Below are 17,697 nucleotides of genomic sequence, written 5' to 3'. Positions count from 1 at the left end.
GTTGCTGGGCCTGTTGCTTCGGTTGGCACCGGGGCCGCCCGGTTGTCCCGAGGTTGGCGGTTCCGGGCCGGGTGTAAAGGGCGCTTCGCTGCGCTACGCGTCGGCTGCGCCGATTCCGCTGCGCTCCACCCTTGACACCCGTCCCTCCACCGCGCGAGGGAAGACGACCGGACGGCCCGAGGGGCGGGACTCTCGACCAGGCCCGTCACCTTCTTGGGGTTCCGTGCCGAGTGCGGACTAGTCCGTCGCAGGGCGCTCGGGGGTGGAGTGGTGCGCGGTCGGCCCGGGAACGGGTGACGGTCTCGTCAAGCGGGTGCGGACCGGATCTTCTGGCGTGGGCGTCACGGACAAGGTGCGCGAGGGGCAGTTCGCAAGAAAGTTCCACCCACGACGCTCAGACGGGTGGGATTGGCGGGATTTTCCTGCCAATCCCCTGCCAATCCCCTGCCATCCGCGCGGTGCACCTACTTTGGCAAAGTTGTGTTCTTGCAGAAGGGGGCGCACGCGTTGCGTAATGCGCCTTCTCGGAATTAGGTGCCGGACCCCCCTCGCTCTCGGGAGTTGTCAGCTACATGCGCCGGCCCCGTCCGGCAGGCAGCCGCTTGACGAGACCGGCGCCCATCCCCGGGCCAGTTGCGGACCGGGCGCCCGCCCTTCTCCCGTGACGGCCACCCTGGAAGATCCGGTCCGCAGTCGGCAGTGAAGCCGGGTGAGTAGCCGGGAGTGGTCGAGAGTCCCGCCCCTTGGGCCGTCCGGTCGTCTTCCCTCGCGCGGTGGAGGGGCGGGTGTCAAGGGTGGAGCGCAGCGGAATCGGCGCAGCCGACGCGACGCAGGAGCGCCCTTGACGCCCGGCCCGGAACCGCCAACCTCGGGACAACCGGGCGGCCCCGGTGCCAACACCACCACAGGCCCAGCAACGCCCCCGCTCACCCCGCCGGGCAACGGCACTCGACCCACAGCACCTTCCCCCGCTGGCCGAACAAGTCATCGCCCAGGGGGAAGCCGCCCCACGCTGTCGCCCACTGCGCCACCAGGCGCAGCCCCCGGCCGCCCTCGGCCCCCTCCGCGAGGGGCGGCAGGCCTGCGGGTGGGCAGGTGAAAGGGGGTGGGATGTGCGGGTCGGTGTCCCATACGCCCACCCGTACGCCCCGCCCGCCGGGCAGGCCCCGGAGGCGTAGCGCGGCGGGTCCTTCCGTATGCCGGTAGGCGTTCGTCACCAGCTCCGAGGTCAGGAGTTCAGACGCGTCCGCCAGCTCTCCGAGTCCGTACCCGGACAACACCGCCCGCAGCGTCTGCCGCGCGATGCGGGGCGCGCGGGGATCGTGGGGCAAGTGGAGGGCGTACGACCAGACTTTCGGTGCGGCTGGATTGGGGGTGGGTGGAGTTAGCGTGACGGTGACCATGCGTGCCTCCGGGCGTTGTGCGGTACGCCTTGCGCGTGGGGCTGGCTCGGCAGCCTCGCCTCGGCGGTGGCAGTGCCGCGCGCCCTTGCGGGCGTGCGGTGCGCTTCCGCCTTACGGCACAGGGCAGTCGGAGCGGTACGCGTCTCACGGTAGGCCCACTGATGGCCTATATTCCATCGATAGATGGAAAGGGAGGCCATAGCCACTCGTGTGAGTGACCCGGCGGCTCCGCGCCCGCCCTGAAGGGAGATTGATGCCGTCCAGCAAGACACCCACGCTGCGCCAGCAGCGGCTCGGCTCGGAACTGCGGAAACTCCGTGACCGCGCCGGGCTCTCCACCGTCCAGGCCGCGGCCCTGCTGGGCGTCAACCAGTCACGTATCAGCAATATCGAGGCAGGCCGGTACGCCGTGGGCGCCGACCGCGTTCGCGCCATGTCCCGCAACTACGCCTGCACGGACGAGGCTTTGATCAACGCCCTCGCCGAGATGACAGGCGGTCGCACCCGTGGTTGGTGGGAGGAGTACCGGGGGCAGCTCCCGAACGCCGTGCTGGACCTCGCCGAGCTGGAGCATCACGCCGCCGCACTCCGCGTGGCCCAGGCACTGCACATCCCGGGGCTCCTGCAGACCCCCCAGCACGCTCGCGCACTCTTCGGCGACGCGGTGCCTCCGCTGCTCCCCCATGAGGTCGAGCACCGGCTCTCGTACCGGATCAAACGCCAAGCGGTGCTGTACGGGGATGCTCCACTCCGCTATACCGCCCTCATACACGAGGCCGCGCTCCGCATGGACGTCGGAGGCCCTGCTGTGGCCACGGAACAGCTCTCACACCTCGTGGAGATGAGCAGACTCGACCACGTCAGCATCCTGATCATCCCCTTCGGGCGGGGTGCGTTTCCGGGGTCGGGGCAAGGCATCGACTACGCGAGCGGCCCTGTCGCCCAGCTCGACACCGTACAGATGGATACTGAACATGGGAGCGAATTCATCGACGCCGCAGCCCAGTTGGAACGCTACGCGACTGTCCTGAACCGACTCGAAAAGCTCGCCCTGCCTGCCGATGAGTCACGCGACCTCATCCAGCGCACCGCCCGACAAGCCTGAAGGGCCCTGCCACATGCCCATTGAACCGACCGCCGCCTGGCAGAAGTCCTCGTACAGCTCCGAGGCCTCCTCCTGCGTATACATAGCCCCCGGCCCCCAGAACACCATCCACCTCCGGGAGAGCGACACCCCGGAGGAGATCCTCACCACCGCCCGCCCCCAACTCGCCCACCTCATCGCGGCGATCAAGGCGAACGGCCCCGGCATCACGCCGTAGCCGCGACCCCCTGCGTCGCGGAGGCCACCGAAGCCAGGCGGTGTACGTCGCGGGCCGTGCCCGTGACCCCCGACAGGAAACCCTGCGCCCGCGGCGAGGCGTTCTCCGTCAGCCACGCCGGGTCGATGTCGCAGACCGCGACCCGGACCTCCGTGCCCGCCAGGGCCAGGGGCAGGGTGTGGACCACCGTTGACGGGAAGCTCAGGATCGTCCGGCCGATCGGGCCCCTGCGGGCGATCAGTTCCAGGGGGAGGTCCGGGCGGACCACCTGTAGGCCGGTCTCCACCGCCAGGCGGTGCAGTTTCTCGGAGCTTTCGCGGCGGTGGGCGAAATAACGTGTCGCGCCGTGCGCGCGGGACAAGGAGCGGACCGCTTCCACGTAGCGGTCGAGGTCCACCACGCCCGTCTCCACCAGCGACGTACCCACCAGGTCCGCGCCCTTCGACACCCGCGGCGGGCCGAAGCGGTCCCGCGTCCAGGCGAAGGTGTTGGCCGTCACCCGCACCCCCTGAGGCGCCTTCTCGATCGGCATGGAGGAGAAGACCTCCACCGTCCGCTTGCCGCCGGGCGTCAGGCGGCGGCGGGCGGAGGCGGAGACCGGGGCGAAGGCCAGGTCTCGTATGCCGGGGCGACCACCGCGGCGGTGCCAGCGCACCAGGCGTTCGCCCGCCGCCAATTGGGAGATGAACTCCATCGTCGCCGTGCCGTCGTCCACGACCACCAGCGAGCGGGCCCGCGTGATCGTCAGGAGCAGTTGTACGTAGCGTGAGAACGGGTCACCGATCACGATCCGGTCGGCCGCCCGCAGCGCGCCCGTCAGGCCGCCGATGGTCTGGAAGGGAGCAGCCGCGCCGCCGCGCGCCTCCTCCCAGCGGACGTTCAGGCCCTCGTCACGGGCCAGCTGGGCCATGCGGCGCAGCTGGCCTCGGGTCATGGGGTCGTTCGGGGAGAGGACGACGACGGTGAGCCCCCCGGCCTGACCGGCGTGACCAGCCGGACCAGCCTGACCGGCCTGACCGGCCTGACCGGCCTGACCGGCCGGACCAGCCGGACCAGCCGGACCGGCCGGACCGATCGCCCCTGCCGAATGCGCCCACTCAAGGACGTTGAGGAGCTGCACAGGGCTCTCTACGAACGCCAGGGTGGTGGGCGCCGCAGCGGTGGGGGCCGTCGGCCCGGGTCGGGGGCTCATCGTCGTATGACCGTGTCCTGTCCTTGTTGAGAGGGGCCCGGTGACAGGCCCCGGTAAGAGCGGGAGCGTCGGCTCGTCGCTCAGACCGCGACCGGCTCGCGGTCGGCCGACTCGGCCGCGTCGGCCTCGGCGACGACGCCCGCGACGCGGCGCAGCTTCTTCATCGGCCCGAGCTCCGACTCGTAGACCTTCTTGACGCCGTCACCGAGGGAGGCCTCGATGGTGCGGATGTCGCGGACGAGGCGCGTGAGGCCCTGGGGCTCCACCGACGCGGCCTGGTCCGAGCCCCACATGGCGCGGTCGAGGGTGATGTGGCGCTCCACGAACGTGGCGCCGAGCGCGACCGCGGCCAGCGTGGTCTGCAGGCCCGTCTCGTGGCCGGAGTAGCCGATCGGGACGTTCGGGTACTCCGCCTGGAGGGTGTTGATGACGCGGAGGTTCAGCTCCTCGGCCTGCGCCGGGTACGTCGACGTGGCGTGGCACATCAGGATGTTGTCGGAGCCGAGCACCTCCACCGCGTGGCGGATCTGCTTCGGGGTCGACATGCCCGTCGAGAGGATGACCGTGCGGCCCGTGGCGCGCAGGGCGCGCAGCAGCTCGTCGTCCGTGAGGGAGGCGGAGGCGACCTTGTGGGCGGGCAGGTCGAACTTCTCCAGGAAGGCGACGGCCTCGGTGTCCCACGGGGACGCGAACCAGTCGATGCCGCGCTTCTTGCAGTGCTCGGTGATGGCCTGGTACTCGGACTCGCCGAACTCCACGCGGTGGCGGTAGTCGATGTACGTCATCCGGCCCCAGGGGGTGTCGCGCTCGATGTCCCACTGGTCGCGCGGGGTGCAGATCTCCGGGGTGCGCTTCTGGAACTTGACCGCGTCGCAGCCGGCGTCGGCGGCCACGTCGATCAGGGCGAGGGCGTTGTCGAGCTCGCCGTTGTGGTTGATGCCGATCTCACCGGTGATGTACACGGGCCGGCCGGGTCCGGCCGTCTTCGAACCGAAGGTGCGCAGACGGGAGTTGGAGATCGTAGAGCTCATGGCAGGAACGTTCCTTACTTGTTGAGGGAGGGGCCGAGGATCCATGCGGCGATCTCTCGGATCGCGCCGTCACCACCGGGGAGAGCGGTGACCGCGCGTGCGGCGCCGCGCACGACGTCGTGGGCGCTCGCGACCGCCACGGGCCAGCCGACAAGGCCGAAGCACGGGAGGTCATTGACGTCGTTGCCGACGTAGAGCACGCGCTCGGGAGCGATGCCCTGCTCCTCGCACCACTGCTTGAGTGCGAGGTCCTTGCGGTCGATGCCGTGCAGGACGGGAAGCCTCAGCTTCCGGGCCCGCGCGGCGACGACCGGGTTCTGTTCCGTGGACAGGATCAGCAGCGGGATGCCCGCGTCACGCAGGGCCGCGATGCCGAGGCCGTCCCCGCGGTGCACGGAGACGAACTCCCGTCCTTCGGAGTCGATCAGCACCCTGTCGTCGGTCTGGGTGCCGTCGAAGTCGAGTACGACCGCGTCGATGTCGTCGCGGGTCGGAAGGGCGTCGGCCCGGCCGGAGTCGAAGAGCGGCGCGAGCGCCCGCGCGCGGGCGAGGTCGTGCGGGTCGTCGATCTCCAGGACGCGTGCGGGGTCCGTGCGGACCAGTTCCGTGCGGCCGAAGAAGCGGTGCTTGTGCTCGCGGAAGCCGGCCACGTCCATGGCGTAGACCGCGCCCGTCTCCAGGAGGTCCTGGGGGCGGTCCTGGCGGCGCGGGCGGAAGGACTTGTCGTGGTTGACGCCGTAGCCGCCGTCCGTGGCGGTCGCGTTGGCGACCTTCGTGGTGCCGCCCATCTCGCCGGTGCGGCGCGCGTCCAGGGCCTTGGGCTCGTCGTCGGCGTCCCGCCACACGAAGCCGTGGAAGGGCGCGACGGTCAGCGCGGTGTCCGCGCCGCCGTCGACGATCGAGCCGACCACGCCGTCGACGTCCTCGCGGACGATGAAGGGGCTGGTGCACTGCACGAGCAGGACGACGTCCACGGAGGTGCCGTGCAGCGCCTCGTGCGCGTCCATGGCGTGCAGGACCGCGGCTTCGCTGGTCGCGGTGTCCCCCGCGATCGCCGCGGGCCGCAGGACCACCTCGGCGCCGGCCGAGCGCGCGGCCTCGGCGATCACGTGGTCGTCCGTGGAGACGACGACGTCCGTGACGAGCCGCGCGGCCAGGCACTCGCGGATGGCGCGCGCCACCAGGGGCACGCCGCCGACCGGGGCGAGGTTCTTGGCGGGCACGCCCTTGGAGCCGCCGCGGGCCGGGATGACGGCCAGGACGCGGCGCGTTGGGGTTCCCTCTGGGTGGGGGTGGGACATGGGGGCTCCTTGGGGGATGCCGTGACGGGGGGAGGGGCGGCCCTGCGGCGGGATCACAGCTCGCCCATCCGCCGGATGACGGGGGCCACGCGCTGCACCCCGTGCCGGTAGGCGCCGCGTGCCGCGCTGCGGACGGCCTGGCGCACGGGTCCCGGCTCGCGGTCCGCGGCGGGCGCTCCGGGCAGCGGGGCGCCGTCCGGGCCGAGGTGGTGGCGGGCCAGGATGCCGGGGAGGTATCCGGGGGCGGTGACGAGGTTGTAGTACGGCGTGATGGGCGGCAGCTGGTCCTGCGCGAGCAGGCTCGCGACGCGCTCGCGTGCCGCGTCGAACGCCGTCTCGTACGTTCCGTCGGGCGCGACGCCCTGCCGTGCGACCCACTCCGGAGCGGCCTCGGGGCTGTGCCCCGCGTCGATCTCGTCCCAGGAGGCCAGGCATCCGGAGCCGATGAAGTGGTGGTTGCCGAGCGCCTCGCGCACCCCGAGGTCGGTGAGGACCGCGGTGGGGATGCGGCGGTGCAGGGATTCGAGCGCAGCGGTGGAGCTGACGGTGACGAGCAGGTCGGTACGGTCGAGGACCTCGCCCATGTTCCCGTACACGAGGCGGCAGTTGGGCGGCAGGTCCTCGCCCTTGGCGAGCTTCTGGTAGGGCAGTTCCTCGATGTGCGTGGTGTGTTCGCCGGGCTTGCTGCGCAGTTTGATCAGGACCTCGCGGTCCGGGTGGAGCCGTGCGTGCTGCACCATGCGGCGCAGCAGGTACGTCCGGTGTGCGCGGCTGTCGGGCACGGAGGGCTGCGCGGCGAAGACGACCGTGTACGGGTCGTGCTTCTGGCCCTTTTCGAGATGGGCAGCACCGCCGAGGAACGGCAGCGCGCTCTCCACGACGCCCGTCGCGTCGGCGCCCACTCCCTCGTACACGGCGCGGAAACGCTCCGCGTCCTGCCGTGAGTTGGCGAGGACGACGTCCGCGCCGTGCCGCAGGAGCAGGCCGTCGGCGAGCTTCTCGTAGACGACGCCGACATAACCGGTGACGATCACGGGGCGGCGCCGGTCGGAGGCCGCGGCTGTACGGGCCAGCCCGTGCAGCATCGCCTGGGCCGCGCCGCCCACGAGGGCGAGCACGATCACGTCGGGCGCGTCGCGCTCCACCTCGCGCAGGAACTCGACGGCGGTGACCTCGCGGAGCGAGTCCGCGCGCACCCCGACCTCTTCGAGCTGCCGGACGGTGGGCGTGGCCCGACCCCGCAGGAGGCGTCCGTCGAGGCGTGTGTCCGCTCCCTCACCGGTGAGGCGGCTCGCGGTGAGCGCACCCCATTTCCACCGGGTGTCGGAGTCGGCGAGCACGGTGATCCGTGTCGTCCCGCTGTTGCTTATTGGCACAGGAAGGACGCTAGGAAGGCATTGAGATTGGCGGCCCAACTCAGGTGCAACAAACGGTTAACAGCGCGCCGACGAATGGCGAATCAGCCCGGGAAAACGCCGGTCAGCAGCCAGGTTAACCATTCCGCCATGCGTCGTTCACCTGGCATCTCACCTTCGGCCAAGACGAATGCCGGGCCGACACCTAACGTCACCCACGTGGTTAAGCTCTCCGTCATCGTGCCGTTCTACAACGTGCAGCAATACGCGCCCGACACCTTGAGGAGTCTGCGGGCGAACGCACGCGAAGACTTCGAATTCATTCTCGTCGACGACTGTTCGAAGGATGAGACTCCAGAGATCCTGGAGCGTGCCGCGCGCGAGCTGCCCGGCGCCGTCCATCTCAGACACGAGACGAACGGCGGTCTGGCGACCGCCCGCAACACGGGCCTTGACGCGGCGCGCGGCGAGTACCTCACCTTCCTTGACGGTGACGACTGGCTCGCCCCCGGTTACTACGCGCAACTCGTCGCGTCCATCGAGCAGTTGGGCTGCGACTTCGTGCGTACCGACCATGTGCAGTGCACCGCTCGGGCCCGCTCCATCCACCGTGTCCCGCACGGCAGACGCGGTGTCGTCATGCCGCCGCGTGACGTCATCCTGCCCGCCGACCGGTCGACGTCCGTCGACTACGCCTACGCCTGGGCGGGCATCTACCACCGGCGCCTGGCCGACCAGGGCCTGCTGCACTTCACGGACGGTCTGCGCACCGCGGAGGACCGGCCCTGGATCTGGCGCCTGCACCGCGAGGCGGAATCCTTCGCCGCGGTGGGCCTTCTCGGCGTGTTCTACCGGCGGGGGGTCGCGTCGTCGCTGACACAGATCGGCGACGTACGACAGCTCGATTTCATCCGGGCATTCGACCAGGTGGTCCGTGAAACAGCGGAGGACCGGGACGCGGACACGCTCCTGCCGAAGGCAGTCCGTACTTACTGCGCGATCATTTCCCACCATCTGGGATCCATCGAAAGGTTCGAGCCACAAGTGGCGCGGAAATTGAAGTCACTGAGTGCGGCCGCCCTGAAGCGGATGCCGCAGGGCGTTCTCGACGACGCCCTCGACTCCATGGACATACAGCGGGCGACCCGCCTTCGCCGCCTTCGCCGGCGCCCGGTGTCGGCGGAGGTGGCCGCGTAATGGCGACGACGCAGATCTTCCTCGCGTCCACGCTGTACGGCACCGCCACGCTGGCCGCCGCGATCGACGCCGACCGCTTCGGTCCCGCCGACCGGCGGCTGCTGCTCATCAGCAACAACGCGGCGACGCCGGAGACGACGGTCGCCGTCGACGAGATGCCGGGTTTTGAGCGCCTTCGGGACCGGTTCGACGACGTACGGTCCTGGAACGAGGCCATCTCCCCTTTTCACCCGGGCGGTTGGGCCCCGCGGTCGGACGACATCCCGATGTGGGAGCGGTACATCCGGCTCCTGTGGGGCCTCGGTGACGACGACATCGAGCTGGCGGTCGAGTCGATCCAGGTCAACCCGGCTCTGGCCCTCGCGCAGATCTTCACGGGCGCGCCCGTGGACGTCTACGCGGACGGCCTGATGAGCTACGGCCCGACCCGCAACAAGATCGACCCGCTGGTCGGCACGCGCGTGCGCCGCCTGCTGCACCTGGACCTGGTGCCGGGGCTGACCCCGCTGCTCCTGACCGAGTTCGGCGTGGAGCCGGAGATCGTGCCGACCGAGGCGTTCGTGAAGGTGCTGGACCGCCTCGCCGACGCCGCCGGAGAGTACGAGCTGCCCGACCTGCACGAACCCGCCCTGCTCCTTGGCCAGTACCTCTCCGCTCTCTCCATCCTGACCGCCGAGGAAGAGGAGGAGCTGCACGTACGCATGGTGCGCGGCGCCGCCGCACTCGGCCATACGCGCGTGGTGTTCAAGCCGCATCCGACCGCCCCCGCCCGCTGGTCGCGGATGCTCGAGAAGGAGGCGGAGGCGATCGGCGTCGAGCTGACCGTCCTCGACTCGCCCGTCCTGGCCGAGGTCCTGTACCAGCGGATGCGTCCCGCGCTCGTCATCGGCTGCTTCTCGACCGCGCTGCTCACCGCCTCCGCGCTCTACAACCTGCCGGTCGCCCGCACCGGCACCGAGACGCTCCTGGAGCGGCTCGCGCCCTACCAGAACAGCAACCGCGTCCCGGTCACCATCGTGGACGCGCTGATCCCCGACCTCGCCGACAAGGGCGCGGTCACCGGCCGGCAGCCCGGCATGCCGGTCGCCGACCTGGGCGAGCTGCTCGTCGCCGTCGGCTTCGCCATGCAGCCGCAGATCTATCCGCGCCGCCGCGCCGCCGCCGAGCGGTACCTCTCGACGCACCTGACCCCGCACACCTGGCGCTACTTCAAGCGGCGCCGCCTCACGGCCCTCGCCCTGCCCGGAGCGCTGCCCTCGCAGCTCTCGTTCATCCCGCGCAACGCGGCCGTACGCCGGGTCGCGCGCCGCGCCCGTTCGGTCAAGCGCACCATCAAGCGGACCGCACTCGGATGACCTCTCCCGGAACCACGCTCCCGAAGCACATCCCGGAGCGGGACGCAGCCGACCCCCTCACGCGTACGATCACGGCCCCTCCGGCGGTCAGGCGTGCGCGCCCCCGCCTCAGAGCCCTGGACGGGCTTCGGCTCATCGCGGCCCTGATGGTCGCCGCCTACCACTACGGCGGACGTGACGGCGAGATAAGCGAGGCCTGGGGAAGCTCGCCGAGCCTTCAGTTCCCCACGGCGCACAGCTGGTTCGCGTACGGCTGTCTGGGCGTGCAGATCTTCTTCGTGATCAGCGGCTTCGTGATCTGCATGAGCGGCTGGGGCCGCCCGCTGCGCGCGTTCTTCGCCTCACGCGCCTCGCGGCTCCTGCCCTCGTACTGGGCCGCGATCATCCTGGTGACGGTGGTCTTCGCGCTGCCCGTCGTGGCGTACAAGGCGGTCTCGCCGAGCGACGCCCTGGTCAACCTGACCATGCTCCAGCAACCGCTGGGCGTGGACCGGGTGCTCGGAGTCTGCTGGACGCTCTGGGCCGAGCTGCGCTTCTACGCCCTTTTCGCCCTCTTCGTCGTCATGCCGGGCGCGAACCGGGCCCGCGTGATCCTGTTCTGCGCGGTGTGGACCCTGGCCGCGGTCATCGCGGAGGGTGCGAACGAGCCGCTGCTCGACCTCGTCCTCATGCCCGAGTACGCCCCCTTCTTCATCGGCGGCATCGGCATCTACCTCGTCCACCGCGACCGCAAGGACCTCACCGCCTGGGGCATCGTGGGGGTGAGCTGGCTGATCGGCCAGCACTACGCGGTCTCGGGCCTGTGGCACGCGCCGAACCCCGACTTCTTCTCCTACCGCACGTCCTTCGGCATCATCGCGGTCGTGACGGCGGGCTTCGCGGCGGTCCTGCTGATCGCGCTCGGCGCGCTGCACCGGGTCGACTGGAAGTGGCTGACGGTGGCGGGCGCCCTGACGTACCCGTTCTACCTGGTGCACGAGCACCTGGGGTGGGTGACGGTGGGCGCGCTGCACCGGGGGCTCGGGCTGCCCTCGTACGCGACCTTCGGCCTGACGATCGCGGCCATGCTGTTGCTCGCATGGCTGCTGAATCGTTTCGTCGAGGAGCGGCTCACGCCGCTGATCCGGAACGGGCTCATGAGCCGGAAGTAGCGCTCCCGGTATCGGTGGCGGTGTCGGCGGTGGTGTCGGCGGTGTCGTCCGCCGCCACCGCGCGGGCCACGTCCATCGCCTCGCCCATGAGGACCTCGGCCTCCCCCATGGCGTCCGCAAGCTCCTGGACCAGCCGTTCCAACGTCTCGCCTTCGTTCATGGGGGCAAGACTACGTTTCTCGCACCGGACGCCGACCGGCAGTTGACCTCAATCAAGCTTGAGGTTCTACGTTCTGGGCATGGAAACTTTCACGTACTCCCACAGCGACGAAGGCCTCATCGACCAGCCCATCGGCTACTGGGCATCGGCCGCGGGCGAATCCGTCGTCCACCACATCCGCACCATGCTCGCCGAGTTCGGACTCACCCAGCCCGAGTGGTGGATCCTGAACCAGATCATCGCCGAGGACGGCCGCGACAAGGCGGCCGTGGTGGCCACCCTGCGCGGCTACCTGAGCGTGGGCGACGGGGCCCTGCACCACGACATCGAAGCTCTGCACGACCGCGGCCTGCTCACCGAGGACGCCGGAGGCCGCCTCCGCCTCACCGACAAGGGGCGCAAGCTCCGGGAGGACGCCGCCGCACGTCAGCAGAAGACCCGCGCGGAGATCCACGAGGGCATCACGGACGAGGAGTACGTCCGCACCCTCAAGGTGCTCCAGCGCATGATCCACAACGTGGGCGGATCAGCCTGGCACCACTGAGCCCCTCTGCCGTCACTCACCCACTGGCGAGCGACAGCTTCGCCGCGAAGCCGAGGAACAGCGCGCCCGCCGCCGAAGTGGCTCCCGCCGAGAGCCGCTTGCGGCGGCGGAAGGCGGCCGACAGCTTCGTGCCGCTGAATATCAGGGCGGTGAGGTAGAGGACGCTCGCCAGCTGGGCGAAGATCCCGAGCACGAGGAAGGAGAGCGCGGGGTAGGCGTACCCCGGGTCGACGAACTGCACGAAGAAGGCGATGAAGAAGAGAATGGCCTTCGGATTGAGCAGGCTGATCACCAGGGCTCTGCGGAACGGCTGCTCCCCCGCGCCTTCCCGCGCCTTCGTGCCCGCCTCGGCCACCGGCTGCCGCCGCTCCCGCCACATCCCCCAGGCCGCTCGCAGCATCCCGACCGCGAGCCAGGTCAGATATCCGGCACCGGCGTACTTCACGATCCCGAACAGCAGCGCGTTGGCCTGGAGCAGGGAGGCCACACCGGCCGCCGACAGCGTCATCAGGACGGCGTCCCCGCACCAGACGCCCGCGGCGGCGGTATAGCCGGTGCGTACGCCGCGGCGCGCGGCGACGGAGAGCACGTACAGCGAGTTCGGCCCCGGCAGCAGAATGATCAGTGCGAGGCCCGCGAGATAGGTCGGAAGATCGGTGACACCCAGCATGGGGCGGAGTGTCGCACGCGCGTACGACATAGGGGATGCGGTGTCCGCACAGCGGACACTCGCCCCCAACCGGTCCCGCATCCGGTCCCGCGCCCCTCGTCCGGTCCCTCAGAAGACATCCGAAGGCTCGTACGCCCCCCACACCTCCCGCAGCGCGTCGCACACCTCGCCCACCGTCGCCCGCGCCCGCAGGGCGTCCTTCATCGGGTAGAGGACATTGGCCTCGCCCTTCGCCGCTTCCTTCAGCGAGGTGAGGGCCGCGTCCACCGCCGCCTGGTCGCGCTCCGCCCGCAGCTTCGCGAGGCGGGCCGCCTGCTGGGCCTCGATGGCGGGGTCGACGCGCAGGGGTTCGTAGGGCTCCTCGGTGTCCAGCCGGAAGCGGTTGACGCCGACCACGACGCGCTCGCCGGAGTCGGTCTCCTGGGCGATGCGGTAGGCGCTGCGCTCGATCTCGTTCTTCTGGAAGCCGTTCTCGATGGCGGCCACCGCGCCGCCCATGTCCTCGACGCGCTCCATGAGTCCGAGGGCCGCGGCCTCGACGTCGTCCGTCATCTTCTCGACGGCGTACGACCCGGCGAACGGATCGACCGTGGCGGTCACGTCCGTCTCGTACGCCAAAACCTGCTGCGTGCGCAGGGCCAGGCGCGCGCTCTTGTCGGTCGGCAGCGCGATCGCCTCGTCGAAGGAGTTCGTGTGCAGCGACTGGGTGCCGCCAAGCACCGCGCCCAGGCCCTGGAGCGCGACGCGGACCAGGTTCACCTCGGGCTGCTGGGCGGTGAGCTGGACCCCGGCCGTCTGCGTGTGGAAGCGCAGCATCAGCGACTTGGGGTTCTTCGCGCCGAACTCCTCCCGCATCACGCGGGCCCAGATCCTGCGCGCGGCACGGAACTTGGCGACCTCCTCCAGGAGCGTCGTACGCGCCACGAAGAAGAAGGAAAGGCGGGGCGCGAAGTCGTCCACGTCCATTCCCGCGGCGAGGGCCGTGCGGACGTACTCGATGCCGTCGGCGAGTGTGAAGGCGATCTCCTGCGCGGGCGTCGCGCCCGCCTCCGCCATGTGGTAGCCGGAGATGGAGATGGTGTTCCACCGCGGGATCTCGGTCCGGCAGTACTTGAAGATGTCCGCGATCAGGCGCAGGGACGGCTTGGGCGGGAAGATGTACGTGCCGCGGGCGATGTACTCCTTGAGGATGTCGTTCTGGATCGTGCCGGTCAGCTCGCGTGCCTCGACTCCCTGTTCCTCGGCGACCAGTTGGTACATCAGGAGGAGCAGGGCGGCGGGGGCGTTGATCGTCATCGAGGTCGACACCTCGTCCAGCGGGATGCCGCCGAACAGGATCCGCATGTCGTCGATCGAGTCGATCGCGACGCCCACCTTGCCGACCTCGCCCGAGGCGATCGGGGCGTCCGAGTCGTGGCCCATCTGGGTCGGCAGGTCGAAGGCGACCGAGAGGCCCGTCGTACCGTTCGCGATGAGCTGCTGGTAGCGGGCGTTGGACTCCACGGCCGTACCGAAACCGGCGTACTGGCGCATCGTCCAGGGGCGGCCGGTGTACATCGACGGGTAGACGCCGCGCGTGAAGGGGTAGGCACCGGGGGCGCCCAGCTTGGTCGCGGGGTCCCAGCCGTCGAGGGCCTCAGGGCCGTACACGGGCTCGAAGGGCAGTCCGGACTCCGACTCACGCGCCATCGCTCTGTGCCTCCTGCCAGAGATCCTTCGTTACTTCTCCGGTATAGCGGTCACCCACCAGCATGCGGCAACGTTCAGGGGTGGTCACTCGCGGGGAACACTCTCGGTGAGTCTGTCGAGCGGTAGAGCGATGACGGGGGTCATTGTGCGCAGAGGTGCGGTAGCCGTGGGGGCCGTGGTCACGGTCGCCCTGGTGGCGGGATGCAAGGCGCAGGCCGTCGACTCGGGCGGGGAGGCGCAGCCGGTCCGGATCTCCCCCACGAAGACGAAGACGAATCCGGACGGCCGGAACGGGGCGTCCGGGACCGGAAAGCCCGAGGGGAAGCCCGAGCGGACGACCTCGAAGCCGATCCCGAAGCCGATCCCGAAGCCGGCCCCCAAGACCCTGCTGGCCCCGGGACAGCGCGGCGGCCAGGTCCGTGAGCTGCAGGCCCGGCTCCGGCAGATCGCCTGGTTCTTCGAGAATCCCTCCGCCACGTACGGCTCGGTCACGACCGCCGCGGTCAAGGGGTTCCAGGGCAAGCGCGGGCTGCCCCGCACGGGCACGACGGACACGGTCACCTGGCAGAAACTGGTCGGCATGACCCGCGAGCCCACGAAGTACGAGCTCTACTCCGGCGGCGGCATCCCGGCGTCGAAGCCCGACAAGCGCTGCCTGACCGGCCGCGTGCTGTGCATCAGCAAGGCCAGCCGCACGCTGACCTGGATGATCGACGGCAAGGCGGTCTCGACGATGGACGTACGCTTCGGCTCGCAGTACACGCCCACACGCGACGGCGCCTTCACCGTCTTCTGGAAGTCGCGGCACCACGTCTCGACGCTGTACGACACCGCCATGCCGTACGCGATGTTCTTCAGCGGCGGCCAGGCCGTGCACTATTCGTCGGACTTCGCGGCGACGGGCTACAACGGCGCTTCGCACGGCTGCGTGAACGTGCGGGACGAGAAGAAGATCGCGAGCCTGTTCGCACAGGTCAAGAAGGGCGACAAGGTCGTCGTCTACAAGTGATTAATCAGCGTGGGCGGGATCGGGGGAACGTCTCCCGCCCACGCTGGTGGCACTGAGCCAAAGGTACGGGGGGAACCCCTGGCTCGTGCGCGGGCCGATGACCAGTCGGCTCACTTCTTACTGCGTCACTGCTTCAAAAAACGTCACACCTGCGCTGAGCAGGGGCTTTGAGCAGGTCAGGAGCCGGGCAGTACAGGCTGCGCGCTGTAGGACGCGGTGGGTGTGGGCGTCGACCGCGGGGTCGTGGGCGCCACGACCGGCGGGGCGGGCCTGCTGCCCTCGTGACCCCCGTGGTCGTTGCCGCCGCCGGATGATCCGTCGCCGTCGCTCTTGTCTCCGCCGCCGCCCTTGTCGCCGTCGTCGTCACTGCCGCCGTTGCCGCCGTTGCCGCCGCCGGTTTTGCCGCCGGTTTTGCCGCCACTGTCGCTGCCGCCGCCGTTGTGCTCGCGGTCGCTGCCCGTTCCGCCCAGGACGCGCCCGCAGAACTCGGTCACCCGCTGGGATCCCTTGGCCGCTTCCTCCAGGCGGCGCCTCTTCTCGCCCTGGAGTTCTCCGCTGCGGTAGTCGCGGCAGGCGGAGACCACCTTGCGGTGGAAGTCATTCGCCTCGTTCTCACGCCCTGAATCCCCGGAGCCGGGCCGCGTGGTGCCCGCGGTGCCGCCCTTCGACGCGCCCTCGGAGTCCTCGGCCTCCTGCGTCGGGGCGCTGCTGCCGGGCTCGCGCGAGGGGTCTTCGGGGGTGGTGGTGACATCGTCGGGCTCGACGTCCGGGGTGCTGCTCGGCTCCTTTGACGGGGAGGCGAGCGGCTCGGGCGAGGCGACGGACGACGCGGAGGCCGCGGGACCCGGCTGCTCCCGGTCGCCGAACGGTGAGGGCAGCACGCCCGTACCGGCCGCGACGGCGACCCCGCCGATCATGCAGCCGGCGAGCACGGCGGCGAGGCCGTAGCGCAGGGGGCGGGCCCAGCGCACGGGCGGCAGCGCGGCAGAGCGTCCGATACGTACGGTTTCACCCGCTCCCACGCGCGTAGAAGCCGTCCGGGCCTTGGGGCCACGCGCCTCCCGGAACGCCGCGAGCGCGGCGGCCTCACCAGGGAGTTCGGATGAGACGTCGGCGGGTACGACGGCGCCGGCGCGGTCGTCCGCCGTCAGCGCGGCCAGGGCCTTGGCCAACTGCGCGGCCTGCTCCTGGGTGTGATGGTCGGTGCCGTCGATGGGCTCACCGCTCAGCAAACGCTCCGCCGTGTCGCGGTCCAGCCACCTGTAGTCCTCGTCGGCCATCACATGTCCTTCTGCGCCCGGATACGCGAATGCGTCACACCGGCGGATGTCACGGCAGGCCCGCGCCGTTCCCTCTGGGGCGGAACGGCGTCCAGCGCGTCCCCGTTCGGCGGGCCTTCGGCGCCGAGCAGCTCCGCGAGCCGCTTCAGGCCGCGGTGCGCGGCCGTGCGGACGGCGCCGGGGCGCTTGCCGAGGGTCTGGGCCGCGCTCTTGGCGTCGAGGCCGACGACGACCCGGAGCACGACCGCTTCCGCCTGGTCCTGCGGGAGCTGGGCTATCAGGGCGAGGGCGTCGCCGGTGGCGAGGGACTCCATCGCCTCGTCGGCGGTGTCCGCCTCGCCGGGCTTTCCGGTCAGCTCGGTCTCGTCGCCGCCTATCGCCGGGCGGCGGCCCCGCATGCGGATGTGGTCGAGGGCGCGGTTGCGCGCTATGCGCGCGGCCCAGCCGCGGAACCGGTCGGCGTCGCCGCTGAACCGGTCGAGGTCACGGGCTATCTGCAGCCAGGCCTCGGACGCGACGTCTTCGGCGTCCGGGTCTCCGACCAGCGTCCGTACGTAGCCGAGCAGCCGCGGGTGCACGGCGCGGTACACAGTCCGGAACGCGGTCTCGTCCCCGTCCTGCGCCGCAAGCACCGCGGCGGTCAGTTCCGCGTCGTCCCCCAGCACAACTTCTCCCTATGCGCCTACACCGGTTGCGGTCCTGCCCCCGCAGCCTGGCGCGAAGCAGCACGCTACGGGCTGAAGTGGGCTCACGTCCATGTTTGGTACAACGTGCAACTAGCGCGTGACAGTACGCGGTGTGACAGAAAACGCACGCGCGGCGCTGAAGGGAGTACGGGCCGCTTGCGGTCCGTCCGCGTGACGGCCGGGGTCTCTCCTGTGGGGGGTGGCGACCCCGGCCGCTCACCTTGGCGGGGGCCCGGCGGTTTCACTCCGCGGCTCCGCCACCCCGGGGCTTTGATCCCCGGCCCCCTATTCTCTGAACGTCGCGCAGTTCCCCGCGCCCCCTATAATCGGCCCACGCGGTGACCGACCACGG

Annotated in this window: 17 protein-coding genes; 7 read left to right on the top strand and 10 right to left on the bottom strand. The window is 70.5% G+C overall.

Annotation, left to right across the window (positions count from 1 at the left end):
- Positions 1-926: 926 nt before the first annotated feature.
- Entirely contained in the window at positions 927-1,331 is a 405-nt protein-coding gene (locus AB0I94_RS03760; RefSeq protein WP_363307783.1) for an ATP-binding protein, read from the bottom strand.
- A gap of 325 nt (positions 1,332-1,656) precedes the next feature.
- Here AB0I94_RS03760 and AB0I94_RS03755 point away from each other — a divergent pair, with 325 nt between their 5' ends.
- Complete coding sequence (locus tag AB0I94_RS03755) at positions 1,657-2,508, top strand: helix-turn-helix transcriptional regulator (RefSeq protein WP_363307782.1); 852 nt, start codon at positions 1,657-1,659, stop codon at positions 2,506-2,508.
- 13 nt (positions 2,509-2,521) lie between these two features.
- Positions 2,522-2,725: a DUF397 domain-containing protein gene (locus AB0I94_RS03750; RefSeq protein ID WP_363307781.1), complete on the top strand. Its 204-nt coding sequence runs from the start codon at positions 2,522-2,524 to the stop codon at positions 2,723-2,725.
- Here AB0I94_RS03750 and AB0I94_RS03745 read toward each other — a convergent pair.
- The 4 genes from AB0I94_RS03745 to AB0I94_RS03730 all read right to left on the bottom strand — a co-directional run bounded on the left by AB0I94_RS03745 (position 2,715) and on the right by AB0I94_RS03730 (position 7,625).
- Positions 2,715-3,917, bottom strand: coding sequence for a hypothetical protein (locus AB0I94_RS03745; RefSeq protein WP_363307780.1), 1,203 nt, complete (start codon positions 3,915-3,917; stop codon positions 2,715-2,717). The two genes, AB0I94_RS03750 and AB0I94_RS03745, sit on opposite strands and share 11 nt — an antisense overlap.
- Positions 3,918-3,997: 80 nt before the next feature.
- Entirely contained in the window at positions 3,998-4,948 is a 951-nt protein-coding gene (locus AB0I94_RS03740; protein WP_363307779.1) for an N-acetylneuraminate synthase family protein, read from the bottom strand.
- Positions 4,949-4,962: 14 nt separating this feature from the next.
- Positions 4,963-6,249: an acylneuraminate cytidylyltransferase gene (locus tag AB0I94_RS03735; RefSeq protein WP_363307778.1), complete on the bottom strand. Its 1,287-nt coding sequence runs from the start codon at positions 6,247-6,249 to the stop codon at positions 4,963-4,965.
- 53 nt (positions 6,250-6,302) lie between these two features.
- Complete coding sequence (locus AB0I94_RS03730; RefSeq protein ID WP_363307777.1) at positions 6,303-7,625, bottom strand: DUF6716 putative glycosyltransferase; 1,323 nt, start codon at positions 7,623-7,625, stop codon at positions 6,303-6,305.
- Between the two features lie 198 nt (positions 7,626-7,823).
- On the opposite strand from AB0I94_RS03730, the gene AB0I94_RS03725 reads away from it, so the two are divergent.
- Genes AB0I94_RS03725 through AB0I94_RS03715 form a run of 3 tightly spaced genes read left to right on the top strand, consistent with a single transcriptional unit; the run spans position 7,824 to position 11,307 of the window.
- On the top strand, positions 7,824-8,801 hold the full coding sequence (locus AB0I94_RS03725) for a glycosyltransferase family 2 protein (RefSeq protein ID WP_363307776.1): 978 nt from the start codon (positions 7,824-7,826) through the stop codon (positions 8,799-8,801).
- Positions 8,801-10,156: an alpha-2,8-polysialyltransferase family protein gene (locus AB0I94_RS03720; protein ID WP_363307775.1), complete on the top strand. Its 1,356-nt coding sequence runs from the start codon at positions 8,801-8,803 to the stop codon at positions 10,154-10,156. Before AB0I94_RS03725 ends, AB0I94_RS03720 begins: the two co-directional genes overlap by 1 nt.
- Positions 10,153-11,307, top strand: coding sequence for an acyltransferase (locus AB0I94_RS03715; protein ID WP_363307774.1), 1,155 nt, complete (start codon positions 10,153-10,155; stop codon positions 11,305-11,307). Before AB0I94_RS03720 ends, AB0I94_RS03715 begins: the two co-directional genes overlap by 4 nt.
- On the opposite strand, the gene AB0I94_RS03710 is transcribed toward AB0I94_RS03715, so the two are convergent.
- The gene (locus AB0I94_RS03710; RefSeq protein ID WP_363307773.1) at positions 11,291-11,467 is read right to left on the bottom strand and encodes a hypothetical protein; all 177 of its coding nucleotides are present in this window, start codon (positions 11,465-11,467) and stop codon (positions 11,291-11,293) included. The two genes, AB0I94_RS03715 and AB0I94_RS03710, sit on opposite strands and share 17 nt — an antisense overlap.
- Before the next feature lie 79 nt (positions 11,468-11,546).
- Between AB0I94_RS03710 and AB0I94_RS03705 the strand changes: the two genes are divergently transcribed.
- On the top strand, positions 11,547-12,011 hold the full coding sequence (locus tag AB0I94_RS03705; protein ID WP_363307772.1) for a MarR family winged helix-turn-helix transcriptional regulator: 465 nt from the start codon (positions 11,547-11,549) through the stop codon (positions 12,009-12,011).
- 16 nt (positions 12,012-12,027) lie between these two features.
- On the opposite strand, the gene leuE is transcribed toward AB0I94_RS03705, so the two are convergent.
- Both leuE and AB0I94_RS03695 read right to left on the bottom strand, forming a co-directional pair.
- Positions 12,028-12,681, bottom strand: a complete 654-nt coding sequence (gene leuE / locus AB0I94_RS03700; RefSeq protein ID WP_363307771.1) for a leucine efflux protein LeuE — start codon at positions 12,679-12,681, stop codon at positions 12,028-12,030.
- Between the two features lie 108 nt (positions 12,682-12,789).
- On the bottom strand, positions 12,790-14,370 hold the full coding sequence (locus AB0I94_RS03695) for a methylmalonyl-CoA mutase family protein (RefSeq protein WP_363307770.1): 1,581 nt from the start codon (positions 14,368-14,370) through the stop codon (positions 12,790-12,792).
- A gap of 130 nt (positions 14,371-14,500) precedes the next feature.
- Between AB0I94_RS03695 and AB0I94_RS03690 the strand changes: the two genes are divergently transcribed.
- Positions 14,501-15,379 (top strand): L,D-transpeptidase family protein, encoded by an 879-nt coding sequence (locus AB0I94_RS03690; RefSeq protein WP_363307769.1) that lies wholly within the window; start codon positions 14,501-14,503, stop codon positions 15,377-15,379.
- 176 nt (positions 15,380-15,555) lie between these two features.
- Here AB0I94_RS03690 and AB0I94_RS03685 read toward each other — a convergent pair whose 3' ends face one another.
- Together AB0I94_RS03685 and AB0I94_RS03680 are read right to left on the bottom strand one after the other, a co-directional pair.
- Positions 15,556-16,659, bottom strand: a complete 1,104-nt coding sequence (locus AB0I94_RS03685; RefSeq protein ID WP_363307768.1) for a hypothetical protein — start codon at positions 16,657-16,659, stop codon at positions 15,556-15,558.
- The gene (locus tag AB0I94_RS03680; protein WP_363307767.1) at positions 16,659-17,324 is read right to left on the bottom strand and encodes an RNA polymerase sigma factor; all 666 of its coding nucleotides are present in this window, start codon (positions 17,322-17,324) and stop codon (positions 16,659-16,661) included. The genes AB0I94_RS03685 and AB0I94_RS03680 overlap by 1 nt, the downstream gene beginning before the upstream one ends.
- Positions 17,325-17,697: the final 373 nt, after the last annotated feature.

It is taken from the genome of Streptomyces sp. NPDC050147, assembly GCF_040660195.1.
Taxonomy (GTDB): domain Bacteria; phylum Actinomycetota; class Actinomycetes; order Streptomycetales; family Streptomycetaceae; genus Streptomyces.
The sequence above is the reverse complement of the archived record's forward strand: the minus strand, read 5'-3'. Positions and strand labels throughout refer to the sequence as shown.

Bases quoted from the DNA above. Each gene is read 5' to 3' on its own strand.
- AB0I94_RS03755 (WP_363307782.1), top strand. From the start codon at position 1,657: ATGCCGTCCAGCAAGACACCCACGCTGCGCCAGCAGCGGCTCGGCTCG.
- AB0I94_RS03750 (WP_363307781.1), top strand. From the start codon at position 2,522: ATGCCCATTGAACCGACCGCCGCCTGGCAGAAGTCCTCGTACAGCTCC.
- AB0I94_RS03745 (WP_363307780.1), bottom strand. From the start codon at position 3,917: ATGAGCCCCCGACCCGGGCCGACGGCCCCCACCGCTGCGGCGCCCACC.
- AB0I94_RS03740 (WP_363307779.1), bottom strand. From the start codon at position 4,948: ATGAGCTCTACGATCTCCAACTCCCGTCTGCGCACCTTCGGTTCGAAG.
- AB0I94_RS03735 (WP_363307778.1), bottom strand. From the start codon at position 6,249: ATGTCCCACCCCCACCCAGAGGGAACCCCAACGCGCCGCGTCCTGGCC.
- AB0I94_RS03720 (WP_363307775.1), top strand. From the start codon at position 8,801: ATGGCGACGACGCAGATCTTCCTCGCGTCCACGCTGTACGGCACCGCC.
- AB0I94_RS03715 (WP_363307774.1), top strand. From the start codon at position 10,153: ATGACCTCTCCCGGAACCACGCTCCCGAAGCACATCCCGGAGCGGGAC.
- AB0I94_RS03710 (WP_363307773.1), bottom strand. From the start codon at position 11,467: ATGAACGAAGGCGAGACGTTGGAACGGCTGGTCCAGGAGCTTGCGGAC.
- AB0I94_RS03705 (WP_363307772.1), top strand. From the start codon at position 11,547: ATGGAAACTTTCACGTACTCCCACAGCGACGAAGGCCTCATCGACCAG.
- leuE (WP_363307771.1), bottom strand. From the start codon at position 12,681: ATGCTGGGTGTCACCGATCTTCCGACCTATCTCGCGGGCCTCGCACTG.
- AB0I94_RS03695 (WP_363307770.1), bottom strand. From the start codon at position 14,370: ATGGCGCGTGAGTCGGAGTCCGGACTGCCCTTCGAGCCCGTGTACGGC.
- AB0I94_RS03690 (WP_363307769.1), top strand. From the start codon at position 14,501: ATGACGGGGGTCATTGTGCGCAGAGGTGCGGTAGCCGTGGGGGCCGTG.
- AB0I94_RS03685 (WP_363307768.1), bottom strand. From the start codon at position 16,659: ATGGCCGACGAGGACTACAGGTGGCTGGACCGCGACACGGCGGAGCGT.